We start from the raw sequence: 19,996 nt of genomic DNA, 5'->3' as shown, positions 1-19,996 counted from the left end.
GGGCCGGCGGATCTTACGGAACCCGAACGGAAGAGGGGTGCGCAACCGTCGGGCCCCGCGGCCTCCTATCCTCAGCGGGTGACCGACACCTCCCGCATCCTGGTGGTCGACGACGACCCGACCGTGGCCGAAGTCGTCGCCGGCTACCTCACCCGCGCCGGACACCACGTCGACCGGGCCGCCGACGGGCCGCAGGGCCTCGCCCTCGCCCGGAACGCCCGCCCCGACCTGCTGGTACTCGACCTCATGCTGCCCGGCATGGACGGCCTGGAGGTGCTGCGCCGGCTGCGCGCCACCGACGGCGGCGCCGGGCTGCCGGTGGTGATGCTCACCGCCAAGGGCGACGAGGCGGACCGGATCCTCGGCCTGGAGCTGGGCGCCGACGACTACGTCACCAAGCCGTTCAGCCCGCGCGAACTGGTGCTGCGGGTCCAGTCGGTGCTGCGCCGCTCCCGCGCCGGGGCCGCCACCGCGCCGGTCGGCGGTCCGGACGGCGGCCCGGCCGCTCCGCTCGCCTCCGGGGACATCACACTCGACCCGCGGGCCCGCCGCGCCCACCGCGCTGATCGCGAACTCTCGCTCACCATGCGGGAGTTCGACCTGCTGGCGTTCCTGCTCCAGCACCCCGGCGCGGTGTTCTCCCGACAGGACCTGATGCAACAGGTCTGGGGCTGGGACTTCGGCGACCTCTCCACCGTCACGGTCCACGTCCGCCGGCTGCGCGAGAAGATCGAGGACGACCCGGCCGCACCCACGCTGATCAACACCGTCTGGGGCGTCGGCTACCGCTACGACCCGGCCGACCCGAAGGACCGCCGGGCATGAACGACCTGTTGCTGATCGCGATGTTCGCCGCCCTCGGCGCGGGCGGGGCGGGCCTGCTCGGCTGGCCGGCCGTCCGACTGCTGCGCCGCCGTTCGGTGGCGCTCTCGCTGTTCTGCGTCGCGGTGGTGACCGTCCTCGCGGTGACCTCCGGGACGTTCGCGGTGGCGGAGGCGATGTTCCTCTCCACCCACGACCTCGGGGTGGTGATCACCGTCCTCGGCATGGCCGCCGTGGTGTCGCTGGCCACCGCCGCCCTGCTCGGCCGCCAGGTGGTGGCCGGCAGCCGGGCGCTTACGGTCGCGGCCCGCACCGTGGGCACCGACGCCGGGTTCACCGCCCCCGCCCGCCCGCTCGGCGCCGAACTCGCGGCGCTCAGTGCGGAGTTGGCCGCCACCAGTGCCAGGCTCGCCGAGTCCCGGGCCCGCGAGCAGGCGCTCGACCGCTCCCGGCGCGAGCTGATCGCCTGGATCTCGCACGACCTGCGCACCCCGCTGGCCGGGCTGCGCGCCATGGCGGAGGCGCTGGAGGACGGCGTCGCCGACGAGCCGGAGCGGTACCTGGCGCGGATCCGCACCGAGGTCGAGCGGCTCACCGGGATGGTGGACGACCTGTTCGAGCTGTCCCGGATCCAGGCCGGCGCCCTCTCCCTCTCGCTCAGCCGCGTGTCCGTCTACGACCTGGTCGACGACGCCCTCGCCGGGGCCCATCCGCTGGCCCGCCGGCGCGGTGTCCGGCTGGTGGGCCGTCAGGTGGCGGCCGAGCCGGTCGAGGTGGACAGCCGCGAGATCACCCGGGTGCTCGGCAACCTGCTGGTCAACGCGATCCGCGCGACCCCGGAGGACGGCCTGGTCGAGGTGGCCGCCCGGCGGGAGGCGGACGAGGTGGTGCTGTCCGTCACCGACGGCTGCGGCGGCATCCCCGAGCCGGACCTGGCGCGGGTCTTCGAGACCGGCTGGCGCGGCGCCGCCGCCCGCACCCCGCGGCGCGACCCGGGCACGGGCGGGGAGGGCGGCGACAGCGGCGCCGGGCTCGGGCTGGCCATCGTGCGCGGCATCGTCGAGGCGCACGCCGGCCGGGCGCGCGTGCACAACGTCGCCGGCGGCTGCTGCTTCGAGATCGCCCTGCCGGCGCCCCGGACCTGAACCGGGCCGGAGCCGGGCCGGTCGGCTCCGGCTCCGGCCCCTCGCCGGCCCCGCCACGGCGTGAGCACCGGCGCCGCGTGAGCACCGGCGCCGCGTGAGCACCGGCGCCGCGCGAGCACCGGCGCCGCGCGAGCCCCGGGCCGGCGTCCCGCGGACGGTGCTCAGTCGCGCAGCGGCGCGGCGGCGAACTCGGCCATCCCGGCCAGGAACGGCATCTGCGGCCGCCAGCCCAGCTCCGCCCGCAACCGGGACGAGTCGGCCGTGATGTGCCGGACGTCGCCCAGCCGGTACTCCCCCGTGACCACCGGCTCCGGGCCCCCGTACGCGGCCGCGAGGGCCGCCGCCATCGCGCCCACCGTGTGCGCCTCGCCGCTGCCGGTGTTGTACGCCCGCGCGCTGCCCGGCGGCCGGTCGCCGATCGCCGCCAGCGCGGCCAGGTTGGCCGTGGCGACGTCCTCGACATGGACGAAGTCCCGCCGCTGACCGCCGTCCTCGAAGACGCGCGGGGCCTCGCCGCGGGCCAGCGCGGACCGGAACAGCGAGGCCACCCCGGCGTACGGGGTGTCGCGCGGCATGCCCGGGCCGTAGACGTTGTGGTAGCGGAGCGTCAGGACCGCGCCCTGGCAGGCGCGCGCCCAGGCCGCGGCCAAGTGCTCCTGGGCGAGCTTGGTGGCCGCGTACACGTTGCGCGGGTCGCCCGGGGCCTCCTCGGGCACGAGTCCGGGGAGCAGCCCGGCGCCGCAGCGCGGGCAGGGCGGCTCGAACCGGCCCGCGTCCAGGTCGGCCGGGCGGCGCGGGCCCGGTGCGACCTCACCGTGCTCCGGACAGCGGTAGCGCCCCTCGCCGTAGACCACCATCGACCCGGCGAGCACCAACCGCCGAACGCCGGCGCGGGCCATCGCGGCGAGCAGTACGGCCGTGCCCAGGTCGTTGCAGCCGGCGTAGGCGGGCGCGTCGTCCAGGTCGGTCCCGAGCCCGACCATCGCCGCCTGGTGGCAGACCGCGTCCACCCCGTCCAGCGCCCGTTCCAGGGCCGGGGCGTCCCGGACGTCCCCGTGCAGGAAGGGCACCCCGTCCGGCAGGTCCGGCGCCCGCCCCGAGGGGTGGACGGCGGGGAGCAGCGCGTCGAGCACCCGTACCCCGTGGCCCGCGGCGACCAGCCGCCGTACCACGGCCGATCCGATGAACCCGGCACCGCCGGTGACCAGAATCTCCATGGCCCCTGACGCTAGCGGTCGGAGGCACTGCAGGCCCGGGGCCCACACGGGCCGTCAGCCTTCCGTAAGCCGGACGGACCCCGGCGGCCCGGGGGCGCTCCGCGCCGGCCCGGGCGTCACCGGGTTCTCCGGGGGCCCTCCGCGACCGGGTTCTCCGGGCTCTTCGCCACCGGGTTCTCCGGGCCCCGGCGGCGGGCCCGCACAGGCAGCGGGGGCGAGGCGGCCTGCGCGGCCTGCCTCGCCCCCCGCCCCCGGCGCCCGGGTCAGCCGCCGATGAACTCGATCAGGTCGCGGGTGAACGCCGCCTCGTAGGCGCCGACCAGGCCGTGCGGGGCGCCCGGGTAGACCTTCAGGACGCCCTGGGAGAGCAGCTTGACGCTCTTCTCCGCCGAGGCGGCGATCGGCACGATCTGGTCGTCGTCGCCGTGCGCGACCAGGACCGGGATGTCGATCTTCTTCAGGTCCTCGGTGAAGTCGGTCGCCGAGAAGGCCGCGATGCAGTCCAGCGCGCCCTTGAGCCCGGCCTGCATGCCCTGGAGCCAGAACTCGCGGCGCTTGCCCTCGGAGACCTCCGCGCCCGCGCGGTTGAAGCCGAAGAAGGACTCGCTGAGGTCCCAGTAGAACTGCGACCGGTCGGCGGCGACGCCGGCCCGGATGCCGTCGAAGGCCTCGATCGGGGTGCCCTCGGGGTTGGCGTCGGTCTTCAGCATCAGCGGCGGGACGGCGCCGAGCAGGACGGCCTTGGCGACCCGGGCACTGCCGTGGCGGCCGAGGTAGCGGGCCACCTCGCCGCCGCCGGTGGAGTGGCCCACCAGCACGGCGTCGGTGAGGTCGAGCCGGTCCATCAGCTCGGCCAGGTCGTCGGCGTACTGGTCCATGTGGTTGCCGTCCCAGGTCTGGGTGGAACGGCCGTGTCCGCGGCGGTCGTGGGCGATGACCCGGTAGCCGGCCGAGGCGACGGCGACGGCGAGGCTGTCCCAGGCGTCGGCGTTCAGCGGCCAGCCGTGGGAGAGGACCACCGGACGGCCGGTGCCCCAGTCCTTGTAGTACTTCTGCGAGCCGTCGGCGAGGGTGATGAAGGGCATGGTGGGCCTTTCGAGTGATGTCGAACGGTGTCGACCGGTGGGGCGGGTGCACGGCCCCGGACGGGACCGGCGTGGGCGGGAGGTCAAAGAGGGGTCGCGGTGGCGGTCGGGCCGCCGCGGGGCGGTCAGAGCGTGCGCCGCACGCCCGCCTGGCGTTCCAGATCGCGCAGCTGGACCGCGAGATCACCCACCACCGCGTGGTGGGCCGGACCGCTGCGGCCGATCGGCAGCACCTGCTCGCCCCGCATGTCCTCCAGCATCAGCGCGAACGCCGTGTAGAGCGCGACGGCGGCGAGCAGCAGCCCGAGGCCGCCGGAGAGCCGGCCGAGCCAGCCGACGCCGGTCAGATTGGCCAGGGCGGCCACCCCGAAGCGGGGCACCGCGGCGCAGAGCACCAGCCAGAGCGCCCGCTTCCGGCCCGCGACCGCCGCCATCATCAGGGCGAACGCGGCGAAGGTGGCGTTGAGGACGCCGAGCACCTCGGTGCCGCCGGGCGGCTCCAGCACCAGGACGAGCGAGCTCGCCAGCCAGAGCCCGGAGAAGCAGGCCATCAGGGTGGCCGCCAGGACGTCGCGGGCGCCGAGCGCGAAGACCGCGACGACCAGTTGCAGGACGAAGGCCGGCAGGACCGCCAGCCCGACCGCCCGGCGGCCGTCCTCGAAGACGCCCAGCTGGAAGCAGCCCACCATCACCGAGGCGATGCCGACGGTGTAGAAGCCGAGCGGCATCGGCGAGGCGATCGGGCGCAGGTTGATCCGGGTCATCCCGCGCAGATCCGCCTCGAAGTGCCGTCCGCCCGAACCGTCCTTCCCGGGGCTGTCGTTGGTGGTCATGGTGTCCGCTCCGTCGAGGTGGCTGGGGTGGGTGGGGCGGACCGGGGTGCAACGTCCCGGCCGCACCACAGACGCTAGGCCGCCCGGCCCGGGGCCGGTGCTCCCGTGCTGCACACCGGCTTGCCCCGGAAGGAACTGCACCGCCGCCGGGGACGGCGAGGCCGGACGAACACCGGCCTCCCGACCGCGCGATCTAGGACAGGATCTGACCCAGTTGCCTCCTACTGTGGTTCTCGTCGACGGAACGACACCCGACGGAGGAGAAATCCATGAGCAGCACCGCGATCGAGACCACCCCCGCCGCCACCGCCCCGGCCGCCGCGGCCCCGGCCCCCACCGGCGAGCGCGCCGACCTGCTGGCCGTACTGGCCAAGCACCGGCACTTCCTCCGCTTCACCACCCGCGACCTGACCGACGAGCAGGCCGGGCTGCGGACCACCGCGAGCGAGCTCTGCGTGGGCGGGCTGATCAAGCACGTCGCCGCGATGGAGCGGGGGTGGGCGGACTTCATCCTGGAGGGCCCGTCGGCGATGCCGGACTTCACGGCCATGACCGAGGCCGACCAGGCCTCGTGGGCCGGTCAGTTCCGGATGCTGCCCGGCGAGACGCTGGAGGGCGTCCTGGCCGACTACGCCGCGGTCGCCGCCCGGACCGACGAGCTGGTCGCGACCCTGCCCGACCTCGACGTCGTGCAGCCGCTGCCGGCGGCCCCGTGGTTCACGGACACCCACTGGTCCGTCCGCCGGGTGCTGCTGCACATCATCGCCGAGACCTCCCAGCACGCCGGCCACGCCGACATCATCCGGGAGGGCCTGGACGGCGCGAAGAGCATGGGCTGATCCGACCCCTTCTGGCGATCAACGGCTCTCGTGGAAAAGGGAGTTCACGGCGCCGGTGCCGGTCCTGGGCGCGGCCTGCTCAGGCCGGCCCGGTCCGGAACCGGCGCCGGTACTCCGTCGGGGTGGTGTCGAGCTGCCGGCGGAACGCCCGGACCAGGGTGTCGGTCGTGCCGAACCCGCAGGTGGCGGCGATGCGTTCGAGCGTCTCGTCGCTCGACTCCAGTCGGTTGCGGGCCCGTTCGACGCGGGCCGACTCGACGTAGGCGCTCGGCGTCGTACCGAGCTCGGCCTTGAAGATCCGGGTCAACTGCCGCTCCCCGACGTGGGCGTGGGCGGCGAGGCCGGCGACGGTCAGCGGGCCGGCCAGGTTGCGCGCGATGTGGAGACGGAGGTCATCGATCCGCCGTGTGGTGGAGGCCGGTTCGAGGGGCACGCTGAACTGGCTCTGCCCGCTCGGCCGTTTGAGGTACATCACCAACTGCCGGGCGACGCGCAGCGCGACGCCCTCGCCGAAGTCGTCGGCGACGAGGGCGAGCGACAGGTCGAGGCAGGCGCTGATGCCCGCGCCCGTCCACACGTCGCCCTCGCGGATGAAGATCGGGTCGGCATCGACCGCCACCGCCGGGAAGTCGGCGGCGAGTTGCTGCGCGGTGGACCAGTGGGTGGTGGCGCGCTTGCCGTCGAGCAGTCCGGCGGCGGCGAGGAGGTGCGCGCCGACGCAGACCGACGCCACCCGGCGGCTCCGCTCGGCGAGCGCCTTCACCCAGCCCACCACCACCGGATCGGTGAGCGCGTGCACCCGGCGCCGGCTGTCGACCTCGACCGAGCCGGGCACCAGCAGGGTGTCGATGCTCCGGGCGGACGCCTCCCGGAAGCTCAGGTCGGGGAGGATCCGCACGCCGGCGGAGGTGGTGACGGGGGCCGTGGTCTCGGCGGCGAGGACGACGCGGTAGCCGGTCGCGTCGTCCATCTCGCGCTGCACGAGCGAGAACACCTCGGGCGGCCCGGTCACGTCGAGCAGGTCGACGCCCTCGAAGAGGACGATGACGACGAGTCGTTCGACGGTGCTCAATGGGGACCTCCGCCCGGTCGGCTGCTGCGGCGCCGGCGTCCGCGGTACCGACGCAGGACGGCACCGGTGCCCAACGCCCGAACAGTGCCGACGCCCACGCTACCGACATCGCCGATGTCGGTTTCTGCATGTTAGACGACATTGCCGACATGCCGGAGCCGCGCCTAGCGTTTCGGAGGCGGCTCACCGCGGGTGCGCCGCCCCATCCCGACCACCACACCCGAGGCGGTACTCCCATGCCCACGACCACCCTGCGCGCCCTCAACGGCTTCGACGAGACGCCCCCGTCCCTGGCCGACGCGACGCTGGTCCTGATCGACTACCAGAACACCTACACCACCGGCGTGATGGAGCTGACCGGCTGGCAGGAGGCGATCGACTCCGCCGCCGCGCTGCTGGCCCGGGCCCGGGAGGCCGGCGCCCCGGTCATCCACGTCGTGAACGACGGCGGCCCGGACACCCCCTACGACATCCGGGCCGAGATCGGCCGGATCCACCCGGGGGTGGCGCCGGTCGAGGGCGAGCCCGTCGTCGTCAAGCAGGTACCGGACGCGTTCGTCGGCACCGACCTGGGTGAGCGGATCGACGCGGCCGGCCGCAAGGACGTCGTCGTCGCCGGCTTCATGACGCACATGTGCGTCACGTTCACCGCGGCCGGTGCGTTCCTGCGCGGCAACCGGCCCACCGTGGTCGCCGACGCCTGCGCGACCCGGCCGCTGCCCTCGGGCGGCGTGGAGGTCTCCGCCCGGGAGCTCCACCGCAGCGCGCTCGCGACCGTCGCCGACCTGTACGGGGTCGTCGTGGAGTCCGCGGCGTCGCTCGGCTGAGCCCGGGAGCTCCCTGCGGCCCCGGCCGCGCTCGGCCGACGGCCGCCCCGTCCCTGGCTCCCGACCCGCACGTCGCAAGGTCGGGGCCGGGGGGCTGACCGGGCGACAGGAGGCCCGGGGAACCGACGGTGTGATGACGTGGACCTGCTCCAAGTGGAGCCCACGAGTGGTGGGCGTCTCCCCACCGCCGCACGCTGGCCGGAGCCCGCCCGTGACCACGCCGGCGGGCCGACGCAGCAGCGCGGCACCGTCCCGACCGGGGCGGCCGGGAGCAGGGAGACGGAATCACATGACGGAGCAGGGCATCGATCCGGGGTGTCTGCCGCCCGTTCGCGGGACGGGCAGGTCCGTACGGAGGCGGGCGCAGCACCGGTACGCACGGGGACGCTCCCGGGGTGCGCCCACCGGCGCGGCGCTCGTCGCGGGTGTGCTGGCCCTCCTCCTCGCGGCGGGCGTGACACCGAGCAGCGCCGCACCGTCCGACCGCGGGCCCGGGCCGGAAGGTCCGGCGCGGTTCGTGCCCGGTCCCTGTCCGGAGACGCCCGAGCCGGTCCCCGGGCGGTGCGGGTTCCTGGAGGTGCCCGAGAGCCGCGAGGCGGCCGAGGACCCCGGGGCGCCCGGGAGCCGTGAGCGGCACGGGCGGACGATCCGGCTGGCCGTCGCGGTCGTCCCGGCCGCGTCGACGGATCCGGCCACTGACCCGGTCGTGTTCATGGAAGGGGGCCCCGGCGGCGACGCCTTCGGGAGCATCCCCTTCCTGATCGCCTCCGGCGTCAACCGGGACCGCGCACTGATCGTCATGGCCCAGCGCGGAACGCTGCATTCGCAGCCGAGCCTCGCCTGCCCGGAGATCGACCGCTTCGGCGCGGCCGCCGTCGGGCTGCGCTACGACGCGCCGTCGACCGGGCGGCTCCTGGTGCGCGCGGCCACCGAGTGCCGGGACCGCCTGACGGCCGACGGCGTCGAGCTGAGCGCCTACAACACCACCGAGAACGCCGCGGACTTCGCCGACCTGCGCCGGGCGCTGGGCGTCGAGCACTGGAACGTCTACGGGTACTCCTACGGCACCGACCTGGCCCTCACCTACCTGCGTCTCCATCCGCAGGGGATCCGTTCGGTGGCGATCGACTCCGTCGCGCCCCCGCGGGTCGTGAGCCTGCCGTGGACCTGGGAGAGCGCCCGGGAGGGGATCGACGCGATCTTCGCGGCGTGCGCCGCCCAGCCCCTCTGCCAGAGCCGCTACCCGGACCTCCGGCGCACGCTGACGGAGCAGGTCCGGCGGCTGGAGGAGCAGCCCCTGACGCTGACGGCGCAGCCGCCGGGGGGAGGCAGCCCGGTCCAGGTCGTCCTCGACGGCGGCACGCTGGTGAACATCCTGGTCGCCAACTCCGTCAAGGCCGTCGACGTCCCGGCGGCGCTCGACGAGCTCGCCCACGGCAACCCGGAGCGCTTCGCGCGGGCCCGCGCCGCCGAGGCGACGCCCGTCGTCGGCGAGTTCGCCCACGGCCTGACGCAGTCGGTGGCCTGCAGCGAATGGGTGCCGGGCCACTCGGAGTCCGACCTGCTGACGGCGGGGCGCCTGGCCTTCCCCGGGTGGCCGGACACGGTCCTCGCCCAGGCACCGCAGCTGCCCTTCGAGCACGACGTGTGCCGTGCCTGGAACGTCCCGGACCGCACCGCCGTCCAGCGGGTGGCCACCTACAGCAAGGTGCCGGCGCTCGTGCTCTCCGGGACCTTCGACGCGAAGACCGGGGCGAGCTGGGGCCCGTACACGGCCCGGACGCTCACCCGCTCGACCCCCGTGCAGATTCCCGGGATCGGTCACTGGGTGGTTCCCCAGTCGCCCTGCGCGGCGAGCGTCCTCGCCTCCTTCCTCGACCACCCGACCGCGCCCGACACCGCCTGCGTGGCGGGGCTCGCGCCGAAGCCGTTCACCATCACCCCCGAGCCGGAGAGCACCTGATGTCCAACCGCCCGCCCCACCACCGGCACGCCTGGCGCCGGCTCCGGACCGCTCTGACCGGGGCCACGGCCGGGGCCCTCCTCGTCGGCCTCGCCGCACTGCCCGCCCGGGCCGACGACGGCGCCGACGAGCCGCTGGGCACGGTCGCCCGTTCGGCCGGCCACGCCCACTACGCCCCGGGCCCCTGCCCGCGGACGGCCGACCCGACCCCCGCGCTGGAGACGGCCCGCTGCGGAACCCTCACCGTGCCCGAGAACCGCTCCCGCCCCGGGGCGAAGCGGATCACCCTCGCGGTCGCGATCGTGCCGGCCACCCACAGGCGGGCACCCGACCCGATCGTGTGGCTCGCCGGCGGGCCCGGGGACGACGCAAACTCCGAGATCGGGATGGCGCTCAACGGCGGCCTGAACCGCGACCGCGACGTGATCTTCATGTCCCAGCGCGGGACGTACTCGGCCGACCCGGCACTGACCTGTCCGAACATCGACCGGTTCAACGCGGACTCCCTCGACCTCGTCTACGGCGCGCCGTCCACCGGGCGCCTGCACGTCGGGGCGACGCGCGCCTGCCGCGAGCGGCTGGTGGGCCTCGGGGCCGAGCTCGGCACGTACAACAGCACCGAGAGCGCCGACGACTACGCGGACCTGCGCAGGGCGCTCGGCCTGCGGCAGTGGAACGTGTTCGGCATCTCCTACGGCACCGACCTGGCCCTCGTCTACATGCGCCGGCACCCGGAGGGCCTTCGGTCGGTCGGGATCGACGGCATCCTGCCGCCGTCCCTGGCGAGCGGAGCCGTCACCTGGAAGGCCGCGAGGGAGGGCTTCGACGGCATCTTCGAGGCCTGCGCGGAGCAGCCCGCCTGCAACAGCCGCTATCCGGGCCTGAAGGCCACCTTCGAACGCCTCGTGAGTGAGGTCGAGGCCCGGCCGGTCACCACCACCGTCACGGTGCCGGGTCAGCCGGCGCCGGTGGAGGTCGTGCTGGACGGCGGCGTCCTGGTGAGCTGGCTGACCTTCGCCAGCCATCTGGCGGCCGGCGTGCCGCGCTCCATCGACGAGCTGGCCCACGGCAACCCGCAGCGGATCGCCGCGCAGTGGGCGGGCGGCAAGCTCAGCCCGGCGGCCATGGGCCGGGTCTCGCACGGGCTCTCCTACGGCGTCTTCTGCAGCGAGTGGACACCGTTCGAGAGCGAGGAGGACGTGATCCGGGCCGGCCGGCGGCTGTTCCCGTCGTTCCCCCGGTCGGTGCTGGCCAACGCCCCGGCGCTGCCCTTCTTCCACGACGACTGCCGCGCCTGGAACGTCCCGCCCGCGGCGCCCTCGATCCGGGAGGTGACGCGCAGCGACATCCCGACGCTCGTCATGTCCGGCGGCTTCGACTCCCAGACCGCGCCGAGCAACGGGGCGTACGCCGCCCGCACCCTGAGCCGGTCGACCGCGGTCACGGTCCCCTACGTGGCCCACGTGGTCTTCGCCGACTCGGCGTGCGCGCAGACGATCACGGTGTCGTTCTTCGACACTCCGAGCGCACCGAGGACCGGATGCCTCGCCGGCCTCCGGCCGCCCGAGTTCGAGATCGGGGCGTGAGGCCGGCCGGCCACCGAACCGCCGGCCGCGCACCCCGGGAGGACACCTGGCAAGGACACGATGCCGGTGTCCTCCAACGGCGGACAGGCACCCCGCCGAGCTGCGGCGGGTCGGCGGCGGGTCAGCAGCGGGTAGGCGGCGGAAAAGAAATCTCGCCGGGGTTGAACCACCTCGCGCCGGCATCCGTGTTGGTGGTGCACGCGGTACCGAGCCGCACCGGGCCCCGGGCCCGAAGCCAACACACCCACCAACAGGGGGAGTTCGCCATGCCCAAGTTCACCGGAAGCCGTCGTCTGCTCGCCGCCGCCGGCCTCGCCGCCATCGTTCTGACCGCGACCGCCTGCGGGCCCGGGGACGACGACTCCACCGACGCCGCCGCCACGGCCGCCGCAACCGCCGCCGCCCCGGCCGGCTCGGGGGCGTCCGCGCCCGGGGCGGCCGGGGCGGCCGGCGGCGGCCGGCTGGTGGCGGCGGACTCGCCCACGCTCGGCGCGATCGTCACCGACGGCTCGGGCCGCACGCTCTACCGCTTCGACAAGGACACCAGCAAGCCCTCCGCCAGCACCTGCGTCGACGCCTGTGCCGCGAAGTGGCCGCCGGTCCCCGCCCAGGAGAAGGTCGACGTCACCGGCGTCGAGTCGGCCCTGGTCGGCACCGTGACCCGGCCCGACGGGAGCAAGCAGCTCACGCTGAACGGCTGGCCGCTGTACCGCTTCGCCGGGGACACCGCGGCGGGGCAGACCAACGGTCAGGGCGTCGGCGGCACCTGGTTCGCCAGCACGCCCGAGGGCAAGAAGGCCCAGGCCGCCGCCGGCGGCGCGGCCACCGGGCAGGCGAGCGCTCCGGCACCGTCCGCGAGCAAGCCGCAGACCGGCGGTTACCCGAACGGCTACTGACGGGCCACTCGAAGCAGGTCGCCGGACGACCGGCCTCGGGACGGCCCGCCGAACAGCGTCACGGGAGGCGGGCGGCTCCTCCGGAGCGTGCTTGCCTCCACGGCAGCCCCCCGCGAGACTGTCGCGGTGCTGCACCTGGTTCGTGATCACCGCTGGTCGGCGGGCGCCGTGCTCCCGTTCGGCGTCCTGCTCTGCCTCGTCCTCGCGCTCTCCCTCCTGACGGTGCGGCTCTGGCCGAAGACCGCGGAGTCCGGCGACTACGTCGAGATCGGCGCCGTCGGAGCCGTCCACGCCGGCGGCGCCGCCGACGGTGTGCCCGCACCGGAGGAATCCGGCCCGGACGCCTCCACCGGCTCGTACACCGAGGACTGCGGCCGCAACCTGGAGGGGCACCGCAACAGCGACAACGTGGTGATCTCGCCGGGAGTCGTGGGCGGCGCCCACCACGTCCACGACTACGTGGGCAACCTGTCCACCGACGCCCTGGCCACCGACGCATCCCTCGCCGCCGCCGGGACGACCTGCACCGGCGGCGACCGCTCCAGCTACTACTGGCCGGTGCTGCGCCGGACCGACCGCGCCGGCGGCCCGGCCGCCGGGCAGGACGGGGACGTCGGACACTCCGCACACGGCGAGCAGAACGGCCGGACCGGGCACGACAACGTGGGCGAGATCCTCGTCCCCGAGACGGTGACCGTCGACTTCCGCGGCAACCCGTGGAGCAAGGTCGTGCCGATGCCGCGCTTCCTGCGGCTGCTGGAGGGCGATCCCACCGCGGCCACCGACGGCGGCGCGGAGGCCAGGGCCCGGTGGGGCTGCACCGGCTTCCCCGCCCGGACGACCGACCGCTACCCGCTCTGCCCCGCCGGCAGCCTGCTCACCCGCACCCTCGACTTCCCCAGCTGCTGGGACGGGCGCGGCACGGACAGTCCCGACCACCGCACCCACGCGGTGTTCCCCTCCGCCACCGGGGTCTGCCCGCACCGGACCTTCCCGATCCCCCACCTCCGGGTGACCGTCGGCTACCGGCCCCCGCCCGGCCGGGCGTTCGCCCTGGACGCCTTCCCCGAACAGCACCACAGCCCGCTCACCGACCACGGGGTCTTCATCGGGGTCATGACCGACGAACGGATGGCGGCGCTGGTGGCCTGTCTGAACCAGAATCGCAGCTGCCGGGAATCCGGTTGAACCGGACGGCCGCCGCGTACGTGCTCTTCGTGGCACCCCACGACGGAGGAATGGCGGATGGCGAGGACACGACCCGCGACACAGCGCGGCGCGGCCGACGAGGCACTGATCAGAACGCTCTACGAGCAACACGGCGGCGCGCTGCTCGCGTACGCCATCCGGCTCACCGGTGACCGGGCGGCGGCCGAGGACGCGGTGCAGGAGACCCTGATCCGTGCCTGGCGGAACCCCGAGGCCCTCACCGAGGCCCGGGGCTCGGTGCGCAGCTGGCTGCTGACGGTGGAGCGGAACCTGATCACCGACCGGTTCCGGGCCAAGGCCGCGCGCCCCGCCGAGGTCGCCGAGGTGTCCGAGCAGTCGGCCACCGTGCCGGTGCAGCGCGACCACGCCGAGGGCGTGGTGGAGGCGCTGGTGATGACGGAGGCACTCGAACAGCTCTCGCCCGAGCACCGGGACGTGCTGCGGTCGATCTACTTCCAGCAGTTGTCGGTCGCCGAGGCCGCCGAGCAGCTGGGCGTGCCGGCCGGGACGGTCAAGTCCCGTGCGCACTACGCACTGCGGGCGCTCAAGCGGTCGTACGCCGGCAAGGCCGGGACGTTGAAGGAGGTGGCGGTGTGAGCACGGAACAGCACGGAACGAACACGGAGCAGCACGAGCGGAACGCGGAGCTCATCGGCGCCTACGTCCTGGGCGCGCTGGAGCCGGCGGACGCGGCGTCGGTCCAGCGGCACCTGGCCGGCTGCGCTCCCTGTGCCCAGGAGGTGGCCGAGTTGCAGGATCTGGAGCGTGTCCTGGGCGAGGTGCCGCCCGAGATCCTGGTGGACGGGCCGCCCGAGGGCGGCGACCTGCTGCTGCAGCGGACCCTGCGGCAGGCGCGGGCGGAGCGGGGCTCGGCCGTCCTGCGGCGCCGGGCCTGGATCGGCGTGGCCGCGGTGGCCGCGGCTGCGGCGGTGCTGGCCGCGGGTGTGTCGCTGGGCCGGAGCACGGTGTCCGACCGTCCTCCGGTGGCGGTCGGTCCGGGCCCGTCGTCCGCGACCGTGGCACCGCCCCCGGCGGGCACCCGGACCGCTTCGGTGACGGAGCCGTCCACGGGCGCGCGGATGACGCTGACGGTCACTCCGGCGATGGGCTGGGTGCGGGTGAGCGCGGCGGTCACGGGGATCCCGGCGGGCCAGCGCTGCCGCCTGGTGGTCAACGGCAAGAGCGGGGCGAAGGTCGACGCCGGCAGCTGGCTGGTCTCCCCGGCCGGCGCCGAGAAGGGCACGACCCTGGACGGCTCGGCCCTGGTGGCGCCGGACGACGTCGCATCGGTCTCGGTGGTGAACGATGCGGGCCGGACGTTCGTGACGGTCCCGGTGTAGGCGGGAGGGGGCCGGGCGGTCGGACGACCGCCCGGCCCCCTCCGGGCACTGCACGGGCACTACGCGGGCACTACGCGGCGGGCCCGGCCAGGATCACCCGGTCCGCGGCGAGCTCCGCCAGCAGGGCGTCCAGCTTCTCCCGGTCGACCGAGGGCATCACGAAGACGTGCACGTAGCTGCGGCGGGTGGACTCGTCGCCCGGGACCATCAGCACGTCCTGGGAGGAGAGCGACCACTTGGCCACCAGCTCCGGGCTGGGCTGGCGGAACCGCACGGTGACGGCGCCCGGGGTGCGGGCCGGCCAGAGCTCGACGCCCAGCTCCCGCTCCATCGCCTGCAGGCGGCCCTCCAGGTAGCCGGCCAGCTCCTGGGCGCCGCGTATCCGGTCCACCTGGTCCTGGTAGGAGTGCCGGGACAGGTGGTCCCAGAGGACCAGCGGGGAGAAGCCGTTGCGGGAGCCGGCGAAGGTGGTGTCGGGCGCGCCGATGTAGTCCGGCTGGGAGGGCGGCGAGATCTGGTACTTCACCTTCGTCATGTAGATGCCGCACGGCCACGGTGCGCCGGGCCACTTGTGGCCGCTCATCGCGATCGAGGAGACCATGTCGACGTCGCCGAGCTCCGCGGTGGGCAGCCGGAGGCCGAAGTCGAACTCCGGCAGCTCGACCTCGGGGGTCCAGCCGTACGCCGCCGGGTCCTGGGCGGCCATCCGCAGGAAGGGCGCGTAGCCGGCACCGAGCGCGCCGTCCACGTGGATCCAGAAGCCGCGGCGCACGTCGACCAGCGGCTCGCCGGTGCGCGGGTCCTTGCCGTGGACCACCTCGCGGCGGACCAGGCCGTGCCGCTCGAAGATCGGCAGCAGCCGCTCGCAGACCCGGCGGACGTCGTCGTGGGCGCCCTTGAAGGTGCTGCCGAGGTTGAGGTTGACGAAGACCGGGTGGCCCTTCGCGGCGAAGAACTCGACCAGCACGGCGAGGGCGTCGACGTCGATCTCGCCCGGGCCGTCCCAGGAACCGCCGGACGGCCCCGGGGCGGAGGGCACCTCGGTGGGCCACTCGCGGCGGCCGGTGACGGGGTCGGCCAGCGGGCACTCGTCGGCGTACTTCTCCAGGCCGACGGCGTGGAAGGTCTCGACGCCCAGGACGCGGACAGCCTTGGCGAAGGAGTAGTGGGTGTCCTCGGAGTAGAAGGCCACCGGGCGGTGGGCGTTCGGGTTGTCCCGGTCGGGCGCCGCCTGGACGTACCGCAGGGCGTCGAAGGGCGCGGCCGGCGGCTGGATCAGCGCCTTGCCGCTCAGGTAGTCCCGGGCGTTCCAGAGCGCGTACATGTTGCCCTCGGTCGAGCCCATGGAGAGCATGTAGCCCCAGTACGACTCGGGGTCGGCGGGGTCGTGCGGGCGCTCGGCGTTCCACAGCTTCGCGTAGTAGTCGAGCACCGAGCGCTCGATCACCTTGGTGTTCGGCTTGTAGCCGCCGCTCTGGAACGGGTCACCGAGGTTGTTGATGTTGTTCGGCATGAACCGGGCCAGGTCCAGCGCGGTGCCCTGGATGTCCTGGGTGGCCTGGTAGCCCATCAGGTGCCGGCGCTTGCGCGTCAGGTACTCGTCCACCGTGTCCAGGGCGCGCAGCCGCTGGTCGTCGTCGAGGCCGCCCGCGGGGAGCACGAACTCCCGGTGGTCCAGCTCCGCCCCCGGGTCGACGGCGGGCGCGGCTGTGGGCGCGGCGGCGAAGGTGGCGGTCGGGCTCATGGCTGCGGCACTCCGGGGTCGTCACAGATCGGCCGGCCCGTGCGCGGGAACGGCGGAGGGCGTTCGCCGCTCGCGCCCCAGGATGGAACTTCTCGCCACCGGATGGAAGGGTCTCCGAACATCATTCGGCCGATGCCCGCACGATCTTGCGAATCAACGGGATCGGCTGGAATCCTGGGAGCCGTGCCGAACAATCCGCAGCCCCGCCGGGCGCCCGTCGACGACGTCGACCGGGCGATCATCCGCGCCCTGGCCGACAATGCCCGGTTGCCGAACAACGCCCTCGCCGAGGCGGTGGGCATCGCCCCCTCGACCTGCCTGGCCCGGGTGCGCGCGCTCCAGGAGCGCGGGATCATCCGGGGCTTCCGGGCCGAGGTGGACCCGGCGGCGATCGGCCTGCCGCTGCAGGCGATGATCTCGGTCCGGCTCAGGGCGCACACCCGCGAGCAGAACGAGAGCTTCCGCGGCACCGCCCCCGACCTGCCCGGCGTGCTGGCGGTCTTCCACATGGCGGGCTCCGACGACTACCTCCTGCACGTCGGCGTCGCCGGCCCCGAGGCGCTGCGCGACTTCGTCGTCGACCACCTCACCACCCACCCGGCGGTCGCCCAGACCCGGACCAACCTGATCTTCGAGCAGATACCGGGCCGCCGCTACCTCGCCCCGGAGCGCTGAGGCCCCGCGACGGCCTCGGCCCGCCCCGTCAGGCCGGGGCGGGCCGGCGGCGGGCGAGGAGCTTGCCCAGCTCCCAGAGCAGCAGCAGCGCGAGCGCGGCCAGCAGCGCCCAGCCGAACTGCCGCGCGTTGAGCTCGGTGGTGCCGAGGATGCGGCGGAACGCGTCCATCTGCGTCACCAGCACCGCCAGGACGAACTCCGCCAGGGCCGCCAGGTTCATCTGCTTGCTGTCGAAGGTGTGCGTGCTCAGCACCGACGCGCGCTCGCTGCGGCACTCGAACGCCGCCACGATCAGGCAGAGCGCGAAGGCCGTGAACGCCATCGAGTTGCCGATGTGAACGCTGCCGTAGTGGCGCTCCCCCAGCTTGATCAGGCCGAGCAGCGCGGCCGTGACGGCCAGCCCGGCCAGGCCCACGGTGACCACCACGGGCCTGGTCAGCACCGACTCGCCGCGCGGGCGCGGGGTGCGCGCCATCAGCCCGGGGCTCTCCCGGTCGAAGCCCAGCGCGAAGCCGAACGGGGCGTTGACCACGAAGTGGATCCAGAGAACCTGCGGCGGGGTGAACGGTTCGCCGGCCGCGATGTTGAGGACGGTGGCGCCGAGGAAGGTCAGCACGAAGGCGACCAGCAGCAGGAGGACGAAGCGGATGTACTTGGTCAGGTTGTCGTAGAGCTTCCGGCCCTCCGCCACGGCGTGCACGATGGTGGCGAAGTTGTCGTCGGCGAGCACCATCCGGCTGGCGTTCTTGGCCACGTCGGTGCCGCTGCCCATCGCGATGCCGATGTCGGCGGCCTTGATCGCCGGCGCGTCGTTGACACCGTCGCCGGTCATCGCGACCACGTCGCCCTTCTTCTTGAGCGTGTCGGCGAGCAGCACCTTGTGCTCCGGCGCCACCCGGCCGACCACGCCGATGCCGTCGATCCGGGCCAGCCGCTCGTGCTCGGGCAGGGCCGCGAAGTCCGCACCGAGCACGGCCTCGCCGGTGATGCCGAGCTGACGGGCGATGGCCGCGCCGGTGGTCACGTCGTCGCCGGTCACCATGCGGACCCGGATGTGGGCGGCCTGCGCGCTGGCGACGGCGTCCTTGGACTCCGCACGCGGCGGGTCGACCATGCCGACCAGGCTGGTCATCCGCAGCGCGGTGACGTAGCCCAGCAGGTCGCCCGCCGGGTCGAAATCCGCCGGGTCGAGGTCCCGGAACGCGGCGGCCATCACCCGGCGGCCCTCGGCGCCCATCCGGGCGACCTGCGCCTCGGCGCGCCCGCTCAGGTCCGCGTCCCAGGCGATGCCCGCCCCGTCGGCCTGCGCGGTGGTGGCCCGCGACGTCACCGCGGGCGCGGCGCCCTTGACGAAGCACCGCACCACCCGGCGGCCGCCCGCGTCCACCGCGTCGGTGAAGACCGCCATCAGCTTGTAGGTGGGGTCGAACGGCAGCGTGGCGAGCCGCGGGTACCGCTCCCGGCTGGCCTCGGTGTCCAGCCCGGCCTTGTGCCCGAGCACGAGCAGGGCGCCCTCGGTGGGGTCGCCCACCACCTCGCCGTCCACCAGCTCGGCGTCGTTGGCGATCAGGAACGGCAGGACGGCGTCCTCGACGTCCGCCGAGGCCCCCGCGACGTGATGGATCCGGCCGTCGAGACGGTAGCCGGTGCCGGAGACGGTGTAGCGGTCGGTGGGGCTGAGCACCTCGACGACGGTGACCTGGTTCATCGTCAGGGTGCCGGTCTTGTCCGAGTTGATCGCCGAGGTGAAGCCGAGCGTCTCGACGGACGGCAGCTCCTTCACGATCGCGTTCCGCTTGGCCAGGCTGAGGCTGCCGACCGAGAGGATGACCTGGCTGACGGTCGGCAGCGCCTCCGGGATGGCGGCGATGGCCAGCGACACGGCGCTCACGAACAGCGCGTCCCACTCCTGCCCGCGGCTGCGGCCCAGCGCGAACATCACGACCATGGTCAGTCCGGCCGCGCCCGCGATCCACAGCGTCAGGGTGTTGAGCTCGCGGGTGAGCGGCGACTGCTCCTTCTCGGTCGCCGAGAGCATCCCGGAGATCTTGCCCAGCTCGGTGTCGGATCCGGTCGCGGTGATCACGAGAAGTCCGCTGCCGTGGGTGACCGGGGTGTTCATGAACGCCATGTTCGACTGCTCGCCCGGGGCCAGCCGCTCCCCCGGCACGATGCCGGTGTCCTTGACCGCCGGCACGCTCTCCCCGGTCAGCGCCGACTCGTCGATCTGCAGGGCGCTGGCCCGGACGATCCGCCCGTCCGCCGGCACCTGGTCGCCCGCCGAGACGAGTACGACGTCGCCCACGACCAGCCCCTCGGCCGGGATCTCCGACTCGGCGCCGTCCCGCCGGACCCGGGCGGTCGCCTTCATCATCGACTTCAGCGCGTTCATCGCGCTCTCGGCCTTGCCCTCCTGCCGCAGACCCACCACCGCGTTGAACAGGGTCAGGACGACGAGCAGGATGCCGGTGGACCACTCCTTGATCGCCAGCGAGACCACCGCGGCCGCCACCAGGATGAGCTGCATGTAGCTGCGGTACTGGTCGAGGAAGCGCAGCCAGCCCGGCCTCGGCCGCTCCTCCGGCAGCGCGTTCGGCCCGTTCGCGGTGAGCAGCTCGGCCACCCGCGCGGCGCTCAGCCCGGTGGACGGATCCACCCCGAACCGGGCGGCGGCCTCCTCGGCGGACCGCCCGTACCACGGTGTCCCGGCGTCCGCTCCCGGCGGCTCGGTCGGCTCGGCCAT

The 19,996-nt window shown here is 74.3% G+C and carries 17 protein-coding genes; 11 read left to right on the top strand and 6 right to left on the bottom strand.

Annotated features, from left to right (window positions below):
• The first annotated feature begins 96 nt into the window (after positions 1-96).
• On the top strand, positions 97-825 hold the full coding sequence (locus tag ACIPSC_RS29915; RefSeq protein ID WP_400830051.1) for a response regulator transcription factor: 729 nt from the start codon (positions 97-99) through the stop codon (positions 823-825).
• The gene (locus ACIPSC_RS29910; protein WP_400829876.1) at positions 822-1,967 is read left to right on the top strand and encodes a sensor histidine kinase; all 1,146 of its coding nucleotides are present in this window, start codon (positions 822-824) and stop codon (positions 1,965-1,967) included. The genes ACIPSC_RS29915 and ACIPSC_RS29910 overlap by 4 nt, the downstream gene beginning before the upstream one ends.
• Positions 1,968-2,128: 161 nt before the next feature.
• On the opposite strand, the gene ACIPSC_RS29905 is transcribed toward ACIPSC_RS29910, so the two are convergent.
• The 3 genes from ACIPSC_RS29905 to ACIPSC_RS29895 all read right to left on the bottom strand — a co-directional run bounded on the left by ACIPSC_RS29905 (position 2,129) and on the right by ACIPSC_RS29895 (position 5,102).
• On the bottom strand, positions 2,129-3,184 hold the full coding sequence (locus ACIPSC_RS29905) for an NAD-dependent epimerase/dehydratase family protein (RefSeq protein WP_400829873.1): 1,056 nt from the start codon (positions 3,182-3,184) through the stop codon (positions 2,129-2,131).
• Positions 3,185-3,447: 263 nt separating this feature from the next.
• Positions 3,448-4,269 carry an alpha/beta fold hydrolase gene (locus ACIPSC_RS29900; protein ID WP_400829871.1) on the bottom strand — a complete coding sequence of 274 codons (822 nt, stop codon included), beginning with the start codon at positions 4,267-4,269 and terminating at the stop codon, positions 3,448-3,450.
• Positions 4,270-4,394: 125 nt separating this feature from the next.
• Positions 4,395-5,102: a hypothetical protein gene (locus ACIPSC_RS29895; protein WP_400829869.1), complete on the bottom strand. Its 708-nt coding sequence runs from the start codon at positions 5,100-5,102 to the stop codon at positions 4,395-4,397.
• A gap of 269 nt (positions 5,103-5,371) precedes the next feature.
• Here ACIPSC_RS29895 and ACIPSC_RS29890 point away from each other — a divergent pair, with 269 nt between their 5' ends.
• On the top strand, positions 5,372-5,941 hold the full coding sequence (locus ACIPSC_RS29890) for a DinB family protein (RefSeq protein ID WP_400829867.1): 570 nt from the start codon (positions 5,372-5,374) through the stop codon (positions 5,939-5,941).
• Positions 5,942-6,020: 79 nt separating this feature from the next.
• Here the strand turns inward: ACIPSC_RS29890 and ACIPSC_RS29885 are convergent, their stop codons facing one another.
• Positions 6,021-7,013: a GlxA family transcriptional regulator gene (locus ACIPSC_RS29885; protein ID WP_400829865.1), complete on the bottom strand. Its 993-nt coding sequence runs from the start codon at positions 7,011-7,013 to the stop codon at positions 6,021-6,023.
• A 236-nt stretch (positions 7,014-7,249) separates the two neighbouring features.
• On the opposite strand from ACIPSC_RS29885, the gene ACIPSC_RS29880 reads away from it, so the two are divergent.
• From ACIPSC_RS29880 to ACIPSC_RS29850, 7 genes are all read left to right on the top strand, one after another.
• A complete protein-coding gene (locus ACIPSC_RS29880; RefSeq protein WP_400829862.1) occupies positions 7,250-7,840 on the top strand; it encodes a cysteine hydrolase family protein in 591 nt (196 codons plus the stop codon).
• A gap of 712 nt (positions 7,841-8,552) precedes the next feature.
• Positions 8,553-9,803 carry an alpha/beta fold hydrolase gene (locus tag ACIPSC_RS29875; RefSeq protein WP_400830048.1) on the top strand — a complete coding sequence of 417 codons (1,251 nt, stop codon included), beginning with the start codon at positions 8,553-8,555 and terminating at the stop codon, positions 9,801-9,803.
• Positions 9,803-11,389 (top strand): alpha/beta fold hydrolase, encoded by a 1,587-nt coding sequence (locus ACIPSC_RS29870; protein ID WP_400829860.1) that lies wholly within the window; start codon positions 9,803-9,805, stop codon positions 11,387-11,389. The genes ACIPSC_RS29875 and ACIPSC_RS29870 overlap by 1 nt, the downstream gene beginning before the upstream one ends.
• A 266-nt stretch (positions 11,390-11,655) precedes the next feature.
• On the top strand, positions 11,656-12,285 hold the full coding sequence (locus ACIPSC_RS29865; protein WP_400829858.1) for a hypothetical protein: 630 nt from the start codon (positions 11,656-11,658) through the stop codon (positions 12,283-12,285).
• A 126-nt stretch (positions 12,286-12,411) separates the two neighbouring features.
• Positions 12,412-13,473 (top strand): DUF1996 domain-containing protein, encoded by a 1,062-nt coding sequence (locus ACIPSC_RS29860; RefSeq protein WP_400829855.1) that lies wholly within the window; start codon positions 12,412-12,414, stop codon positions 13,471-13,473.
• Positions 13,474-13,530: 57 nt separating this feature from the next.
• The gene (locus ACIPSC_RS29855; RefSeq protein ID WP_313766989.1) at positions 13,531-14,091 is read left to right on the top strand and encodes a sigma-70 family RNA polymerase sigma factor; all 561 of its coding nucleotides are present in this window, start codon (positions 13,531-13,533) and stop codon (positions 14,089-14,091) included.
• Positions 14,088-14,834, top strand: a complete 747-nt coding sequence (locus ACIPSC_RS29850) for an anti-sigma factor family protein (RefSeq protein ID WP_400829851.1) — start codon at positions 14,088-14,090, stop codon at positions 14,832-14,834. Before ACIPSC_RS29855 ends, ACIPSC_RS29850 begins: the two co-directional genes overlap by 4 nt.
• Before the next feature lie 70 nt (positions 14,835-14,904).
• On the opposite strand, the gene ACIPSC_RS29845 is transcribed toward ACIPSC_RS29850, so the two are convergent.
• Positions 14,905-16,578, bottom strand: coding sequence for a histidine decarboxylase (locus ACIPSC_RS29845; protein ID WP_400829849.1), 1,674 nt, complete (start codon positions 16,576-16,578; stop codon positions 14,905-14,907).
• A gap of 183 nt (positions 16,579-16,761) precedes the next feature.
• On the opposite strand from ACIPSC_RS29845, the gene ACIPSC_RS29840 reads away from it, so the two are divergent.
• The gene (locus ACIPSC_RS29840) at positions 16,762-17,253 is read left to right on the top strand and encodes an Lrp/AsnC family transcriptional regulator (protein WP_400829845.1); all 492 of its coding nucleotides are present in this window, start codon (positions 16,762-16,764) and stop codon (positions 17,251-17,253) included.
• 28 nt (positions 17,254-17,281) lie between these two features.
• On the opposite strand, the gene ACIPSC_RS29835 is transcribed toward ACIPSC_RS29840, so the two are convergent.
• Positions 17,282-19,996: a cation-translocating P-type ATPase gene (locus ACIPSC_RS29835; RefSeq protein ID WP_400829843.1), complete on the bottom strand. Its 2,715-nt coding sequence runs from the start codon at positions 19,994-19,996 to the stop codon at positions 17,282-17,284.

It is taken from the genome of Kitasatospora sp. NPDC090091 (assembly GCF_044747365.1).
Classification (GTDB): Bacteria; Actinomycetota; Actinomycetes; order Streptomycetales; family Streptomycetaceae; genus Kitasatospora.
This window is presented reverse-complemented; position numbering and strand designations above follow the sequence as displayed.

Coding starts and splice junctions, on each gene's coding strand:
- ACIPSC_RS29910 (WP_400829876.1), top strand. CDS start 822: ATGAACGACCTGTTGCTGATCGCGATGTTCGCCGCCCTCGGCGCGGGC.
- ACIPSC_RS29905 (WP_400829873.1), bottom strand. CDS start 3,184: ATGGAGATTCTGGTCACCGGCGGTGCCGGGTTCATCGGATCGGCCGTG.
- ACIPSC_RS29900 (WP_400829871.1), bottom strand. CDS start 4,269: ATGCCCTTCATCACCCTCGCCGACGGCTCGCAGAAGTACTACAAGGAC.
- ACIPSC_RS29895 (WP_400829869.1), bottom strand. CDS start 5,102: ATGACCACCAACGACAGCCCCGGGAAGGACGGTTCGGGCGGACGGCAC.
- ACIPSC_RS29890 (WP_400829867.1), top strand. CDS start 5,372: ATGAGCAGCACCGCGATCGAGACCACCCCCGCCGCCACCGCCCCGGCC.
- ACIPSC_RS29880 (WP_400829862.1), top strand. CDS start 7,250: ATGCCCACGACCACCCTGCGCGCCCTCAACGGCTTCGACGAGACGCCC.
- ACIPSC_RS29875 (WP_400830048.1), top strand. CDS start 8,553: ATGGAAGGGGGCCCCGGCGGCGACGCCTTCGGGAGCATCCCCTTCCTG.
- ACIPSC_RS29870 (WP_400829860.1), top strand. CDS start 9,803: ATGTCCAACCGCCCGCCCCACCACCGGCACGCCTGGCGCCGGCTCCGG.
- ACIPSC_RS29865 (WP_400829858.1), top strand. CDS start 11,656: ATGCCCAAGTTCACCGGAAGCCGTCGTCTGCTCGCCGCCGCCGGCCTC.
- ACIPSC_RS29855 (WP_313766989.1), top strand. CDS start 13,531: ATGGCGAGGACACGACCCGCGACACAGCGCGGCGCGGCCGACGAGGCA.
- ACIPSC_RS29845 (WP_400829849.1), bottom strand. CDS start 16,578: ATGAGCCCGACCGCCACCTTCGCCGCCGCGCCCACAGCCGCGCCCGCC.
- ACIPSC_RS29835 (WP_400829843.1), bottom strand. CDS start 19,996: ATGGCCGAGCCGACCGAGCCGCCGGGAGCGGACGCCGGGACACCGTGG.